This window comes from Streptomyces sp. NPDC050625, assembly GCF_040654755.1.
Taxonomy (GTDB): Bacteria; Actinomycetota; Actinomycetes; order Streptomycetales; family Streptomycetaceae; genus Streptomyces.
In genome coordinates this window covers 605,002-620,899 of record NZ_JBFAIQ010000002.1, presented here as the reverse complement: position 1 = coordinate 620,899, position 15,898 = coordinate 605,002, and the positions used below count along the sequence as shown (strand labels likewise).

Sequence of the window (15,898 nt, the reverse complement as noted above, 5' to 3'; positions counted from 1 at the left end):
GCATCACGATCACCTACGAAAACGCAACAAGGACCGCGACCGTTAGGTCGAGGCCCTCGCTTCCGTATCGTTACTGCGAGTGTCCGAGGGGCGAGTGAACGGCTGACGATACGGTCGTGGCGCAAGGGAAGTTCTGCCTCTGACGAGGTGTGATGCTTCATCGCCACCGCCAACGGCGTGCCACAGTGCAGTCAGATGTACCACTCTGATGAGCATCCAAAGAACTAGGCCAGACATACTCGGCCGTTCAGTGCTGAAGAGGCTCCAGTACGCCCAGGCGCTGCAACTCCATAATGTGTTCGGCTGCACGCCGGGGCGCTTCCCCGCCGGTGACCAGCACACCGGCTTCGATGTTGCGCCGAGCGGCGGACTCGGTCAGGTTGGCGCTGCCGAGGAAGAGCGTGCGGCGATCGGCGACGGCGAGCTTGGCGTGCTGGCGCGAGCCGGCCTGCCTGGCCGGCTCGCGGGCCCAGGCCCACAACTTCACTCCGGGCACCGACGCGAACGCGTCGGCGGGCTCCTTCCCCGAGAGAAGTCCGCCGGCGCCGGCAAGAGTCTCGACGACGATGTGCGTCCGCACGCCTCTGTCCAGTGCCTCGGTCAGGACCCGTGTCAGGGCGGGGTAGGGGCGAGCCGCGTACGTCATGGCCAGCAGTTCGTACTGGGCCGCGTTGATGACCTCGATGAGCACCTGGGCGGTGGCGCGGACAGGTACAGCGGGTGTGGAGGGGCCACTCCAAACCGTACGGACCCGGACCGTGTCCCGGGCCTTCTGCCGGGCGGCGACGTAGCCGCGCAGATAGGCAGCCGCCTCGGCCGGCGGCACCGACTCCGACTCGATCGCGTCGCACAGTCGCGCCACGGCCTCGCCGACCGCCGGTGTCGCCAGCGCGGTCAGTATCCGTTCCCTGGAGCGTGCCCGTGCCAGCAGCCCGACCAGGTCCTTGCTGCGGGAGAGCCCGAGGGCCTCGACGGCAGCCTCGGCGGCGTTCTCGAACGCGGCTCGGCTCACGGCAGCAGGCCGACCGGCGTCAGCACCGGCTCCTTGTCCCCAGCCAGCGGAACGAGGAACCGACGGTCCAGGAACCGGTTGCCGCGTTCGCACGTCGTCTCCGAGACGAACAGGCAGACGTGGCACGCGGCCCCGTGGAGGAAGTCGGCCGGGTCGTGCGGCAGACGCTCGGCACAGAGGGGATCGGCCGAGCAGTGACCGGCGTCGGTCAGGGCCCGACGTACGATCCGGTCGAACTCGTGCTCCTCGGCAAGGGAGACCAGACCGCCCAGGGTGCCCTCGGAGTCGGGAACCGCGGTGTAGATGAGGATGCCTGTCCTCGGGTTCTGCTCGTCCCCCGCGTATATCCGCTCGGCGAGCGAGGCGGAGTTGTACCCGCATTCCAGCGCAATGGTGCGGATCAGCAGGTGGGACAGAGTGTGCAGGGCGATGTACCGGGCTCCGGGCCAGCCGTAGTAGGGGTCGAAGTCACTCGTCTTGCGGTCCGACTTCCGGTTGGCGCGGAATCGTGCGTAGGCCTCTCTGTGCGCCTCCATCTGCGCGGACTTCTCCATGCGGACGACCCACTGTGCCATCAGATCGTCCCATACGCGCAGGAAGACACCCTCGCCGCGGACCTCACTCGCCGGCACCCAGTTGCGGACTCCGCGGGACAGTTCGACTCGCGTGGCGATCTCCGGGGATTCCGGGTCGGGCGCATCGAGCCGGGTGAAACCGATCAGTGCCCGTGCCTCGCGCAGCCGCTCGACCTGCCTGATGTCGGAGAAGAGCTCGCTCAGACGGACGGGCACCGGGACCTGTCGGAGTGCGAAGTCGTCGCTGGGAACGGGGACGGGCCCGGAGAGCGCGTCCCATTCCGGCCCGAAGAGGTCGGCCTGAACGTCGGGCGCGGAGGGAGCGGGTCCGGCCGTCCCCTGTTTGCGCGCTGTGATGGTTGCGACGACCGCGTCGGCGTCGAACTCCTTCAGGAAAGCGAACTTGGGCATGCGGGCCATGAAGTCGAACTGGGTCCGGTCCTCGACGAGTTCGAGGTCGGGCCAGTGGTCGTCGAGGAGCTTGTCGATGTCTCCGCCCTGGGCCTTGGGCAGGGCCAGCGCGCTGAGGGTGAGCGGGAACCACTGGTTGGAGGCGCCCGCCACCATCAGGACGGGCTCCTGCGCGCAGCCGGTCGGCTCGTAGGTCCCCAGGTGCGGGTGTCGACCGCGGCATGAAGGCAGGTTGCGGCGGCCCCGCTCCCCCATGGCTTCCCGGATGTTGCGCTTGACTCCGCAGGCGACGCATTCGATGGTGACGTTGGCCGCCTGGTTGCCGCCGTGGTCCTTCATGCGCAGCTTCGGTCGCGGTGTCTTGCCGCAAGCCTGACCGTGGTGGACGTACGCGGTGTACGGGAACTCGTCGAGATGACCGGCGGTGCAGACCAGGGTGAAGCGGGCGGCCACGGCGAGCGGCTTGCCCCGCTTGCAGTCGTGGACGAACTTCGCCTCGTGCGGTGTCCGTGGGTTGGAGTTGAAGAACACGAACTCTCCGGAGTCGATGGCTGCCAGCACGTTGCACGCGGTGCAGCGCAGCCACTGCGGGAAGGGTGTGACGGGCACGCCGACTCCCTGGGCCGCCCAGCCTTTCGGGTCGGTGTCGGCGCCCTCGAGCCAGGGAGCGGCACGCAGCTGTTCGACCTGTCCGCGCCCGTAGCGCTGGAGGGACCTGTTGACCGCGGCGCGGAGACGGGGCTCGTCGATGTCGTAGTCGGTGATGCCGGAATGGCTCCAGGAATCGATGCCCCTGATGAGGACCGAGAAGTTCGGCAGGTCGACGAGGGCGCCGACACCGGCGGTGAACATGAGGTGGCTGGGCCGTACGGCGCCGACCCTGCGGTTGCCGGCATGGGTGCTCATCGCTGTGCCTTCCTGGCCGTGTCGGCCGTGAGGGGCCCGTACTCGTCGCTGTCCACGGTGGCCGCCATGTCGGGGTCGGACTCGGTCCCGGGTGTGCCGAACGTCCAGTCGGGTCCGCCGCCCGAGGGCTCTTCCAGGAACGCCCCGCCGCCGGGCAGGAGCAGGTTGATCTCGTTCTCCGTCTCACGCATCGACATGCCGACCGTGAGCTCGGTCCACCGGGAGCCGTCGGCCCGCCTGAGGAGTCCGTTCACGACGGTCGTCTTGTGCTTCTCCTTGCGGTAGCCGAGCGCCGAGCTGCTCTCGTCGCGCTTGCGGCGCCATTCGTCCTTCAGCCGGTCCAGCCGTTCGCTCAGGTACTGGCGCGGCCGGTCGCCGCCCACCCGTTCGGCCCGTTCCAGAAGCCGCCGTTCGATGTGCTGCGCGAGCGGTCCGTCGAGGTCGACGTGGTGGGCGTCGAGGTTGCGGGAGGTGTCGTAGGCCGCGTGCCGCAGCGCGGCGACGTACGTGGCGGCGACGCCCCGGTCGAGTGCGCGGCGGGTGTAAGGGGTGACGGAGAGTGCCTCCACCTGACGGTAGAACGTCGCGTGGTAGTGCTCGAAGTCCTCGTAGTGCGCGAGGTCTCGGGGTCGGGACCAGTTGTAGAGGGTCACCACGAGACCTGGACGCCTGGCGTCACGGCCGACCCGGGAGGACGCCTGGATGTACTCGGCGGTGTTCTTGGGCTGGCCGACGACCAGCATCAGACCGAAGCGGGAGACGTCGACACCGACCTGCAGCATGGAGGTGGCGAGTACCACGTCGACGGCCTGCCGGATGGTCGGCGTCATGGAGGCGCGGGGCTCTCGCTTCTCCTTCATGGCGACCGCGTACTCCTGGAAGAAGGCGCGCCGTCGTACCGAGGTGTCACGCTCGGGGTCGAATTCGATCTCCAGCCTCTTGAGGGCGGCCCCGATGTCCGCCGAGGAGATGCGGGAGGTCAGCTCCTGGATGCTGAGCATGCCCGCTCTGCTCACGATGCGGTCCGAGAGTGTGTCCTGGCCCTTGCGGCTGCCGTTGGCACGCACCCGGGTGGTGATGTCGTCGTCCATGTACCGTCGCATGCCGGCGAGTTCACGGGTCGCGTTGAAGTAACCGACGAGGGTCATGTACGGGTCCGCGGGGCTGCCGTAGTCGTCGAAGAGCTGCTGTCCCGCGAGAAGCAGGATCTCCGCGACGCGGATCTCGGCGGCTTTCAGTCGCGTGCCGTGCGCACACACGCCGAGGTAGCGACGGCCCGGGTTCTCCCGGCTCAGTTCCACCTGCCGGGAGAAGAAGGTGTCGCCGACGTCCAGCACCTGGGGCGGGAAGACGGCGACCTCGCGGCCGAAGACACCGCGTACCTGGTCGGCGGCCCGCTTGGTGGTCGCGGTGGACGCGACGATCTTGGGGCCGGTTTCCTGGCGCTGTCCGTGGGCGTCGGTGAAGCTCCACGTGCACAACTGGTCGACGGCGGCTTCGAAGAGGCCCACGGTGGTGCCGAGGGCGCCGGAGATCAGATGCAGCTCGTCCTGGATGATCAGGTCGGGGGGCCGCAGGCGGGTGACGGGCTGGGCGGTCACACCGGGCAGAGCGCCCCGGGCGTTGTGCCGGCCGCCGCAGCCGGTCTTGGCGTCTAGATCGTCGTGCCGGTACCCGTGGCGGGGGCAGAGCTCGGTGACCCTGCCGAACAGCAGGCCCGCGTAGCCGTTCCACGGGAGCTGCGCGAACTTGTCGACCGTGGCGATCAGCAGCGAGGGCGCCAGCCGGTAGATCTCCTCGTCGACGGTGAGGACCGGGATCCCCTCGCCGATCGCTTCGCGACGGGAGAAGGGGCAGCGGTCCTCGCCCTCCGCGCGCGGGCAGTACAGCAGGATGCGGCGGCGGCCTTCGTCGTACTCCATGTTCGAGCGGGCAGTCAGGCCGCTGCCGCACCAGGGGCAGGTGAGGACCTGCAGGACGCGGGCGTGCTTGTCGCTGGCGCTCTCCTTGGCCTCGGCTATCTGTTCCTTCGCCTCGTCGAACCAGTTGGGCGAGACGGAGGTGCCCACCCAGAGTCCGATACGGAAGGGAGTGGAGCCCCAGCGCCGGTCGCGTGCGTACTCCTCGCGGCGCAGCACCTCACAGGCACTCACCAGAGCGGCCGCGCGTTGGAACTGCTGGGCGGTCAGCAGCCGCAGGGTGTAGCGCATGAGCACGCCCACCCCGGCCTCGCCGCTGCGGGCCTCGGCTCCCGAGCCGACCGTGCCCTGCAGGCGCCTGAGCGCGAAGGTGTAGGCGGCCAGGCCCAGATATGCCTCGGTCTTGCCACCACCGGTCGGGAAGAAGAGCAGATCGACGAGGGCTGCACGGCCGGTGCCGCGGTGCGGGTGTCCGGGCTGGGTGAGGGAGGCGACGTTCAGCAGGACGAAGGCGAGCTGGAACGGACGCCAGCTGGCTGCCGCCTTGCCCCTGCCGTGGACCTCCTCCTGCGCCTCCCGGTAGGAGAAGGGGTCGTTCTCTCGGCCGGCGCGGGCGGCCGCGATGGCGGTGTTGCGCCGCTGCAGGGCCATGGCCCGGTTGGCGAAGCGGAAGGCCGCCAGAGCCGTTTCGTCGGCCAGGAGCCGGTCGATGCCGAGGGTGATGCGGTCGCAGACCTCGAGTGCCTGCTCGATCGCGACGTCGGCCGATTCACGCAGGTCGTCGGGGAGCGAGCGGGCTGCCTGGCGCTGCTGTTCCAGCCAGGTGCCGTATCCGTCGGCCAGCGGGGCGAGGGCCGCGCCGAGTTCACTCCGGCGGTCGGGCACGGCGAGCGCGGCAAGTTCGTCCATGCCCAACTCCAGCCCCCGCAGCAGGTCCTGCTCCTCGAGTGCCGGGGCGGTCGTGGCCCGCACGTCGTACTCGGGGAGCCAGACGGTGGTCAGGCGGTGGGCGTTGCGTTCGCCGTCGCGGACGTGCGCGTGCACGGCCACGTTGCGGCCCTTGGCGTGGCTGAGGCTGTCCCGGTAGAGGAGACGCAGCCGCCGCTCCTCGGGATCCTCGGGCACCTTGCCGGGGCCGGCCATGTCGAGGGGATCGTCGACCGGCAGGAAGACCGCGGCCTGGTCATCGGGAAAGGCGGTGACGTCGATCTCGGTCTGGAAGAGCCAGTGGGCGTCGCGTGCGTCCCGGCTGTCCGGCTGCCGGTTCACCAGGGCCAGCTCGACTATGCGCAGGTCTTCGGCGTCCGTGCGGCCGGTGTGCCGGCGTACCTGCACGTCGAGGACGATGGCTTCGCCGTCGAGTTCGACGGCCCGGTCGGCCGCGCCCGTCACGTCGATGTCCACCAGATGCTCGACGGGCTCACGCGACCAGACCCTGCGGGTCGTCCCCCGCTCGGTGGCTTCCTCCGACTGCGTGTAGCGGCCCCAGCGGACCACGGCGCTGAGCGTGCCGACGGACGCCGGGACGGTGAAGGACAGCCCCATGGACGAGGCCCAGATGTGCCCGGCGGCCTGCGGGCTCAACCGGTCCTGCAGGTCGCTGTCGTCACCTTCCTGCTCGTCGCCCGACTCGCCGTCCGCGCTCTGTGCCGCCGCACGGGCGATCCGGTCCGCGGTGACGGTCTGGGGGCGGGGACCGAGCATGCCGACGAGGTAGCGGTCGCGCGGCCCGGAGGAGGCGCTCGGCAAGGTCTCCGTCCCACCGTCCCAGGGGCCCAGCAGGTCCCGGCGGATGTAGGTCACGAGTGCGTCTCGGACCGCGTAGGAGTCCCCCGCCAGGAACGTCTGGGGAACTTCGTCGAGCGGATGCGGGACAGCGGCCTGGGCAGGCTGGGCCGGCATGCGGTGGGTCCTTTCGGACAGGTCCGTTGGGATTCGGGCGTGCGCCGATGGTGTGACAGCATCAGAAATATAGATTGTTGACTGAGTTCACACAATGATTCGCGAACTCTCCGTCGCCCGGCATCCAGACCAGTCTCTAGTCTGGTGCTCGCCCGCCGCCCGCCCGCGACCCGAGGACGCCCATGCCCCGTCTCGCCCTCTCCGACGACTTCGTCGCGGATCTGATCTCGTTGCAGAGACCGGTCCAGAAGGAGGTCAATGACGCGATCCAGATGTTCCGCAGCCTGACCGTGCCTCAACTGCACGCCAGCAAGGGCATGCATCTGGAGAAACTCGAAGGAGCGCGCGACCCCCGGATACGCACGATCCGGATCACCAGGTTCTACCGGGGGGTTCTTCTCGCCCCGGACGACGGGAGCGGGCTGTACACGCTGCTGCGGGTCGCACCGCACGACGAGGCGATCAACTGGGCCTGCAAGCGCGCCTACTCGGTCAACGGGGCCACCGGCGGACTGGAGGTCCGCAATGTCGAGGCGCTCGAGCAGATGGAGACCTATTTCGAGACGAAGGCGGTCGAGACGCCGACGCGTCTGTTCGCCCGGCACTCCGACACCGTGCTGCGCGATCTGGGCATCGACGATCAGGTGCTGCGACTGGCGCGGGTATGCGTCACGGCCGACGACCTGACGGTCATGGCGCCGCCCATGATGCCCGCCGACCAGTACGAGGTACTGGAGTACCTGGCGGCCGACTACTCGCCCGAGGACGTCTGGGAGCAGCTGATCGCTCCGCGCGGGCAGACGGTGCGCACGGCCGCGGGCCGGCCGACCGTCACGCTCAGCGACGCGATCCTCAACACGCCCGACCGACTCGTGGAAGTCACCGGCCCCGGTGAGCTGGAGCGGATCCTCACCGAGGACTTCACCCGCTGGCGCGTCTTCCTGCATCCCGCCCAGCGCCGGTACGCCTACCATCCCGGCTTCAACGGACCGGCTCAGGTGACGGGTGGCCCCGGCACCGGCAAGACCGTCGTCGCGTTGCACCGGGTCCGGCATCTGCTGCGCTCCGGACACGAGGGCGACCGGATCCTGCTCACCACCTTCACCAACGCCATGGCGGCCGCACTGCGGGACAGCCTGGCCCTCCTGCTGGGCGACGCCGACGCCCACCTGCTCGACCGGGTCGACGTCACGACGGTGGACTCGCTGGCCGCCCGGGTCATACGGGAGGCGCGGGGGAGCTCGCCCAAGCCGTTGTCGGCGGCGGCCGAGAAGAGCGCCTGGACCCGCGCCGCCGCCCGCGAGGACCTGCCCTGGTCGGAGCGCTTCCTCTCCCAGGAGTTCCGGGGCGTCGTGCTCGCTCAGGGCCTGCGGACACCCGAGGAGTACCTGCGGTGTGTGCGCCGGGGGCGCGGTACGCAGGTGGGGCGGGTGCAGCGGGCGCGGCTGTGGCGGGTCATGGAACGGTTCACGAGGGACCTGGCCGGGCGCGACTCGGCGACGTACACCATGCTCTGCGACCAGGCCGCCCGGATCCTGGCCGAGAAGGGGCCGCGCTACCGTCACGTCGTGGTGGACGAGGCGCAGGACCTGCACCCGGCCCAGTGGCGGGTGCTGCGCGCCTGCGTCGCAGAACAGGCCGACGACCTGTTCCTCGTCGGCGATCCCCACCAGCGCATCTACGACTCCCGGGTCTCGCTTCGCTCGCTGGGCATTCATGTGCAGGGGCGCACGTCCCGTCTGCGCGTCAACTACCGCAGTACGGAAGAGATTTTGCGCTGGTCGGCGTCGCTCCTGGACGGCCAGCCGGTGGGCCGGCTCGGTGAGGACGACGATGATGAGGGCGGCCCCGACTCGCTGCGGGGCTACCGGTCCGAGCTGCACGGCCGCGTTCCGGTGGCCCGGGGCCACGCCGGCCAGGACGACGAGCTGCGGGCGCTGGTGGAGCAGATCCGGGTCTGGGTGGACCAGAACGGCGTCAAGCCGTCCGAAGTCGCGGTGTGCGCCCGGTTCAACACGCTGGTCGACGCCGTCATCACGCGTCTGCGCCGGGAGGGCGTCCCGGCGGTCGCGGTCAAGGACGATCCAGGCCCGGAGGTGTCGGGTGTGCGCGTGGCGACGATGCACGCGATGAAGGGACTGGAGTTCCGCTGCGTGGCCGTCGTGGGCGTGACGTCGAGCGTGCTCCCCTTCGCTCCGCAGGTGACGCCGGCCGACGAGGACGCCGTTCAGCACCGTTCCGATCTGCTGGCCGAACACTGCCTGCTCTTCGTCGCCTGTACGCGGGCGCGAGACGCACTGGCCATCTCCTGGAGCGGTGAGCGCAGCCGCCTGCTGGACCCGGTCGCAGGCTGAACTGCACAGGGCCCTGCCACCCGGACCGTGAGGGACGCGTGACAGGGCCGGATGCCGAAGTGCTCAGGCCCGTATCTCCCGCACGACGACCGTGTGCGTCTTGTCTTGGGACGCGTCGTACGAGATCTCACGACCGGCGGGCTGCCACATCAGCGCATGGCCGAGGGGGGACGACGGAGAGACGATGTCCGCCTCTTCGGTGGGCAGTTCGGCGACGGTGTACAGGGTGTCCTCGTCGGTGTCACCGTCGAACTCCAGGACCAGCAGCGCGCCCGGGATCACCACGTCCGGCACGGTCGGTTCCCGCCCGATGCCGACGGAGTCGAGGAACGTCCGCAGGAAGGCGAGACGCTTCGTGTGCCGGTCACGCCGGTCGGCCTGGGTTTTCCTGAGGAAGACGAGCTGCGCCGCGTCCGCCCCGTCGGGTGTCTCGTCGGGAGCGTCGAGGGCCGTCTGCAGCTGCTGCACCTCGCGCACCAGCCGCTGGAAGGCCGTGGCGGGGATCTGCCGGACCGGCAGTGAGCCCCGCGTGAGCGGAGTCGGCGCCACGCCGGGCTCCGTCGGCCGGGCCGGGCCGGAGGGTCCGGTTTCGGCGCGGTTCTTCGAAGGCACCGTGGACGGCTTCGCCGGAGCGGGCATCGCCTCCAAGGCTGGATTCCGCAGCGACTCGCGCGGATCCGCGGGGGCGGGTACGGCCTCCACGTCGGGAGCGGATACGGGTACGGTCACCGTTCCCGTGCCGCCCGATTCCTCGCACGGTTCGCTGTCGAGCTCGGTCGCCACGCTCTCGTCGTCCGGCTCCGTCCCTGCGCCCTCGGCGTCGGCTGCGGTGCCCGGCTCCGCCGGCTCGTTCCGTACCGGTTCGATGCCGAGCCGTTCCAGCTCGGCCCAGAGGGGCGCCAGCGCCTGCTCGCGGTCGAGGTGGAACCGGCTGCCCCGGACCCTGACGAACGTCCAGTCGACGCGTTCCAGGTCTCGCTGTCTGGCCGCCGCGGTGGAGGCGTCCTCGCCGTCGGCGAAGGCGTCACCGTCGCAGGCGACCGCGAGTCGGCGCGTCCCGCCCTCCACCACCAGATCGAGGGTGTGGCGCCCCACCCTGTATCCCGGGCGGACCCGATAGCGCCGAGCCGTCAGTTCCAGGTACACCTTCTGCTGGAACAGACTGTCGAACGCTTCGTGCCTGACGTCGGGCAGCACCTCACCCTCGACCGCGGCGGTGTCCTCCTCCGCGGGCCGGGTGAGATGGTCGAGCCACCGCCGGCGCAGGTCGTTCTCGTGGAACTGTTCGGCGCGCGCGCTGTGGAACACCCACACCTGGTCCTGGGCGCGCGATGCCGCCACGTTGATCCGCTGCTCGTAGGTCTTGCCGTTGAAGCCGCCCGGGACGGATCCGGCGCCCGTGGACGGTGAGTTGACGCAGGAGACGAACATGACGTGCCGCTCGTCGCCCTGGAAGTCCTCGGCGTCGCCGACCCGGATGCGCCGCTCCTCGCGCTGTTCGTAGTCGAGGCGGTCGGCCAGCAGGTTCTCCAGTTCCGCCAGGTGTCCCTTGCTGGCGCGGAGGCTGATGACCCCCATGGTCTTGCCGTCGTAGGCAGGGTCGGCGCAGCACCGCACGATCGCGTCGACGAGTGCCTCGGCCTCGGCAGGGTTGCACAGACGGGAGTTGGCACCGAGGGCTTCGCCGTGCTCGACGTGCACGGTGCGGACCGGGGGCAGCCGGTCGGCCCCGTACTGCCGCAGGGGCAGCAGATCGCGGTTGTAGCAGAGGTCGTTGGAGAAGGAGATGATCTCCGGCATGCACCGGAAGTGCTCCTTGAGCATGAGCGTGCCGCGGCCCGCCGAGAGCGCTTCGGTGAGGTCGAAGAAGCTGGAGTCGGGGCCGAACAGGCTGCGGACGTGCGGTTCGAGAGCGGTGAGCAGGCGATCTCTGAGGTGAAAGTACTCGTCCTGCTTGAGGCCGACGTTGGACGGGCTGACCTGCTTGCTGTCGCCGACGACGACCATCCGGTCGGCGAGCCAGCTCAGCAGCATGGCCTCCAGGCCGGACTGGCTGGCCTCGTCGACGATGACGACGTCGAACATACCGGGCCGGTCCATGGGCACCGTCTCGGCGACCTGGTGCAACGGCATGATCCAGGCCGGCACCGCCGTCTGCGCCTTGCGCAGGGCGGCCTGGGCGTCACGGCGGTAGCGGTGCTGGTACTTGCCCTTGATGCGCCGGGCGGCCTGCTGGTAGGCGCTGAGCGCCCGGGACTGGTCGCCGGTGAGCAGGCCGAGGCAGCGGTGCCAGGCGCGGGCGGCGGCAAGTCGCGCGAGCATGATGCGGGCTTCGTCATCGGCCTCGGTCAGCCGCTTGCGCAGGAGGCGTTCGGCCTGGGGATCGGTCAGCCGCTCCATGCGCTCGCGCCACGCGGACCAGGCCCAGGCCTCGGCGAACGAAGGCAGCCGGGTGTCCCAGGCGGTGTCCTCGTGCGTGGCCGTGATGCGTTCGGCAAGTTCCGGGAACGCCTCGCGGACACGGGTGAGGGCCGTGTCCTGTTCGGCTCGCAGCCGCGCGGCCTCACGCACCTCGGCCATCTCGTCGCTGAACGAGCGGTAGCCGTCGGGGTCCCGGTCGCGCACGGCGTCGAGGGCGCGCACGACCGCGGGTGCGGCACCGGGCCGGTCGCTCCAGGCGCGCAGCAGTTCCTCGGCGTCCGCGACGACCTCGCGGGACCGTTCGGCCGCGCGCAGCGTGGTCGCCGCGCGCAGCAGGGTGCGTACGGCGTGCTCGACGGGCGCGTCGTGCCAGGTGGCGACGGCGAGCGCCGGTGACGTGGCCGCGGCGGTCAGGACATCGGTACGCGCGGCGGCGACGGCGAGCAGCGCATCGAGCACCTCCGCCTCCTGACGCAGCCGTGCGAGGCGCGGCCCATGTCCGTTCCAGGCGGCGACGGGAGTGCCCCACTCGGACTCCACCTGCGCCAGGCGCAGTTCGAGCTGTACGCGGGCGAGGACGACGGCCGCCGTCGGGATTTCCTCCGGACTCCGTCCGTCGACCCGTACGGTGTCCACGAACGCGCCGACCGTCTTCGCCAGCCTGGAGCGCATGCCGAGGGGCCCGCGCAGCTTCTGGCCCTGACCGAGCCCGTCGTGCAGAGCGGTGGCCTGGGCGAGCGCCGTGGCCGGGTCGTACTGGTCCAGGCCGCTGACCATGGCCGTGCCCAACGTGGCGAGCGAGGCGTCGACGGCGGCGAGGGTCTCGGTGACGGCGGCCCGCCGGCTGCGCGCCTGCCAGTCCTGGCCCTCGGTCAACTCTTTCAGCAGTGCTGCGGCCCAGTCGCCGGCCGGAGCGGCGAGGGACGCGGCACGGGCACGGGCGGCGGAGAACGCGTCGAGCGCCGAGGACAGCCGCTGCTGTTCGGTCTCGCTCAGGTTCCGCGCGGCCGCGTCGTACTCCGCGCACAGAGGGTCCTGGCGCGCGGCGGCGTGCGCGTCCTCGGCCGACCGTACGACCCGCACGGCCTCCTCGAAGTCACCGGGGCTCGGCAGCTCGGAGGGCCCGGGCACCTCGGCGGCCAGGGCCTGGTGGTGCGGGGTGTACGCGCGGGTGGCGTGCAGCAGGCGCAAAACCTCGGCAGCGGTCAGGGCGGGCTGCTCCTGCGGGACGGGGCCGATCCAGTCGTGTCGTCCCGCCTCCGCGGTGAGGCGCTCGGCGATCTCCTGGAGGCTGCCGCGGTAGTCGCCGATCTCCGCCTCGAAGTGGTGGGTCTCCTGCTCGCGCAGCACCGCGAGGTCGCGCAGCATGGCCTGCTGGGCGGCGCGGGCCTTCGCGAGGCGTGACTGGAGCGCCTTGATCGCCTTCCCGGAGGCCTTCTCGTCGTAGCCGGCGTACTCGCTGAGGATCCTGTGCACGGACGCCTCCAGCTCGCGCTGGGCGGCGGCGCCGTCCTCGGTGCGGCTCACGCACAGGTCGCGGACGGACTCCGGCAGCTTGTCCCGCAGCACGCGCAGGGCGCGCGGGGTGTGGCTGGTGATGAGGACCCGCTTGCCCTGGGCGAGCAGGTCGGTGACCAGGTTGGCGATGGTGTGCGTCTTGCCCGTGCCGGGCGGGCCCTGGACGACGACGAGCCGGTTGGCGCGCAGGCGTTCGGCGATCGTGCGCTGCTCTTCGTTGGCGGGCAGGGCGAAGTACATCTCGTCGCCGTCGTTCGCGGTCCCGCCCTCCGCCGCCGCGAGGTCCGCCGCGGTGAGCGCGCCGTCGCGGCCCGCGATGTAGCTCAGCAGTTCGGTGGGCGGGGTGCCCGCGTCGATCTGCCGGGCGATGGCCTTGAGTGCTTCCATGGTCGAGCGGCGACTGCGCTCACGCAGGACGAGTGCGGGGGTGAGTCCGACGTGCGGAACGTCGAGACTGCGCGGCTTGGCGCGCTCCACGGTCGGTGCGTAGCTACCGGCGCTGTGCGCGGCGTTGACCCAGCTACGCAGGGCGGTGTGCACGGCGCCGAGGTATTCGGGGTCCGTCACGTCCGAGGCGCCTTCCAGTACCTCGACGATCTCCTCCCGCACGGGTCCCGGCACGTGCTGGGCCCCTTCGAGCATGCCCTCTTCGAGTTCCAGGCCGGCGCCGGTCGGGTCCGGGGCGGCGGTGAGGGTGCCGGTGGACGGATCGAGCCGGAGGGTGGCCAGGTGGGTGACGAGGTGGCGTTCCACCCGCTGCCCGGAGGCCGTCTGCCAGGTCAGCCGTCCGAGGCCGAGCACCAGCTCGTAAGCCTCACCGAGGTTGGCGGCGTCCTCGTGCATCTTGTGCAGCCGGTCGTACAGCCGGACGGCAGGATCGATCGCGCGGCGTCGCTCCGCCCAGGCGAGCCATTCCTGTTCCCAGGCCGCGTACAGCTTCTCGATCTTCTCCCGTTGGGGGTGCTCGTCCAGCTCGTGGTAGGTCTTGTCGAGCGGGATGCCCTGCGACCAGTCGGGAAACTCCGGTTCGACGCGTCGGCGCAGGTGCGGGGCGCGGGTCTGCTTGAAGTCGCGGATGCGGGTCTCGTCCACCCAGGGGGCGAGGAGGGCCTTGAGGTGCGGCGCGTCCTCGCGGTCGGGGCGGGTGACGGTCAGCCAGGCCGGCTCGTCGGTCTCGAGCACGCCGTCGATCATCACCTCGACGCCGTCGTCGTCGGGTAGTTCGTCGAACCACACGGTTCCGGCCGCGCTGTCGAGCGTGCGCACGGGGCGCGTCTTGGACTCCTCGGCCTCGGCGAGGAACCGGAAGATCTGCCGCACGCGTGCGGCGTCGAGTGCGCCGGCGGAGAACTGAGCTGAGGGTGACGGCGTGACCTGGCGCCCCGGGCCGGCCGGCTGGGCCGGGGCGGCGTCGAGCGTGGCACGGGCGGTGTACTGCTGCCCGACTCCGCCGGTGGTGGCGGCGAGGTCGCCCCCGGGCTCGGTCTGCGAGCACCCGTCACGGAACACGGACGCGGCGCCGGTGCCGAGGGAGGCCGGACCGGTCGTCGCGGCCGTGGTGAAGGTGACGCTCTCCCGGTCGTGCGCACCCTGGAAACGGACCTCGATGTCCAGGTCGTCGGCGGTTCCGGCCGGGATGCTGTAGGCCCACGTCGCGGAGAGCCTGCGCCCCGTGCGCAGGGTGCCCTCCAGCTCGTCGTCGAGCACGTCACTGCGGTGGTCCTGCACCTGACGGGCCGTCTTGCCATAGGGGCCGCCGCGCACCAGCAGGCTGATGCCGTCCACGTCGACGGGCCGTCCGGTGCCGTTGCTCAGGTGCAGGGTGCAGCGCACCAGGTCGTCACCCGGCCGGTACCCGTGACTGGCGTCGGCCGGCTCGTACGGCACGACATCGTCCACCCGTACGTACAGACCGTCGTCGTACTGGTGAACAGATCCGACCGGCCGCAGACCTTCGCCCAGCCCGCCCTCGTCCTGACTCACACGCCCCACCCCACTGAGTGCTGAGGGCCAGCTCATGACCCGTTCAGTGTCATCTGGCCCAGACCGCCTCAAGCCGCCCACAAGGCGCCCCCCGGCGCGCGAACTTGGGTGTGAACTGAGCACACGCGGCGAGAGTATCAGCAACCCCCGACAGTGCACGCCGCCCTGAAGGCCCACCGGGCCACAAGCCCACTGATGAATGATCAAGCAGCAACTTCAGCGCGCCTCCGGCATCACGATAGAGGTCAACATCGACAAGGGAAAGTCATTGACTCAGTTCACAGTTTGACGGCAGGATTCCGACGGCGTCATCCGCGCGTTGTGCGTGACGCCGTACCCGGAGAAGGGCAATCGCGCCATGGACATGCAACTGGTCGAGGTCTCGCTCCAGTTGGCGGCACAGTGGCTCACCCGCAACACCGACAACCGACCGCTCAGCAAGGGCACGGTGAAGGCGGGTATCACCGTGCAGCTGACCGTCGCGCACGGTGTGCCGCGCACGGCGTTCACCGTGATGGACACAGGCCGCAAGCGCACCGGCCGCGACCGCACCGCGCCCAACTCCGCGTGGAGCGGCGGATCGTCGGTCACGAGCAACGACCAGCTCCTGGACGTGCTCGGCAAGCACCCCGGTATCCGAGACGCCCTGCAGCACGGCATCGCGTTGAACCGCGGGTGCCGCATCACCGTCACGGCCGCGATGATCGGCTGGTACGTCACCACCGAGCCCCGGCCCGACATCGACCACTCCGCCTGGGAGGAGGGAGTCGTCACCGGCGCGCGCCTGGAGCCGGGCGACGCCCGTCTCACGCTGCGCAACACCATGCTCAACCCGATGCCACGTATCTCCAGCCGCTCGGTCCTGACATCGGCGGACAACAACGCCTGATAAGGCAT

6 protein-coding genes are annotated in these 15,898 nt (G+C 70.4%); 2 read left to right on the top strand and 4 right to left on the bottom strand.

Annotated features, from left to right (window positions below):
* Nucleotides 1-247: 247 nt before the first annotated feature.
* From drmC to drmA, 3 genes are read right to left on the bottom strand one after another with little or no spacing between them, the layout of a single operon-like run.
* The gene (gene drmC, locus AB0I54_RS06930; protein ID WP_363294847.1) at nucleotides 248-1,012 is read right to left on the bottom strand and encodes a DISARM system phospholipase D-like protein DrmC; all 765 of its coding nucleotides are present in this window, start codon (nucleotides 1,010-1,012) and stop codon (nucleotides 248-250) included.
* A complete protein-coding gene (locus AB0I54_RS06925) occupies nucleotides 1,009-2,904 on the bottom strand; it encodes a DUF1998 domain-containing protein (protein ID WP_363294846.1) in 1,896 nt (631 codons plus the stop codon). Before AB0I54_RS06925 ends, drmC begins: the two co-directional genes overlap by 4 nt.
* On the bottom strand, nucleotides 2,901-6,725 hold the full coding sequence (gene drmA / locus AB0I54_RS06920) for a DISARM system helicase DrmA (protein WP_363294845.1): 3,825 nt from the start codon (nucleotides 6,723-6,725) through the stop codon (nucleotides 2,901-2,903). Before drmA ends, AB0I54_RS06925 begins: the two co-directional genes overlap by 4 nt.
* Nucleotides 6,726-6,907: 182 nt before the next feature.
* Here drmA and AB0I54_RS06915 point away from each other — a divergent pair, with 182 nt between their 5' ends.
* Nucleotides 6,908-9,079, top strand: coding sequence for a UvrD-helicase domain-containing protein (locus tag AB0I54_RS06915; RefSeq protein WP_363294844.1), 2,172 nt, complete (start codon nucleotides 6,908-6,910; stop codon nucleotides 9,077-9,079).
* A 63-nt stretch (nucleotides 9,080-9,142) separates the two neighbouring features.
* Here AB0I54_RS06915 and AB0I54_RS06910 read toward each other — a convergent pair whose 3' ends face one another.
* Nucleotides 9,143-15,001, bottom strand: coding sequence for an AAA domain-containing protein (locus AB0I54_RS06910; protein WP_363294843.1), 5,859 nt, complete (start codon nucleotides 14,999-15,001; stop codon nucleotides 9,143-9,145).
* Nucleotides 15,002-15,359: 358 nt separating this feature from the next.
* Between AB0I54_RS06910 and AB0I54_RS06905 the strand changes: the two genes are divergently transcribed.
* Nucleotides 15,360-15,890, top strand: coding sequence for a hypothetical protein (locus AB0I54_RS06905; RefSeq protein WP_363294842.1), 531 nt, complete (start codon nucleotides 15,360-15,362; stop codon nucleotides 15,888-15,890).
* Nucleotides 15,891-15,898 lie beyond the last annotated feature (8 nt).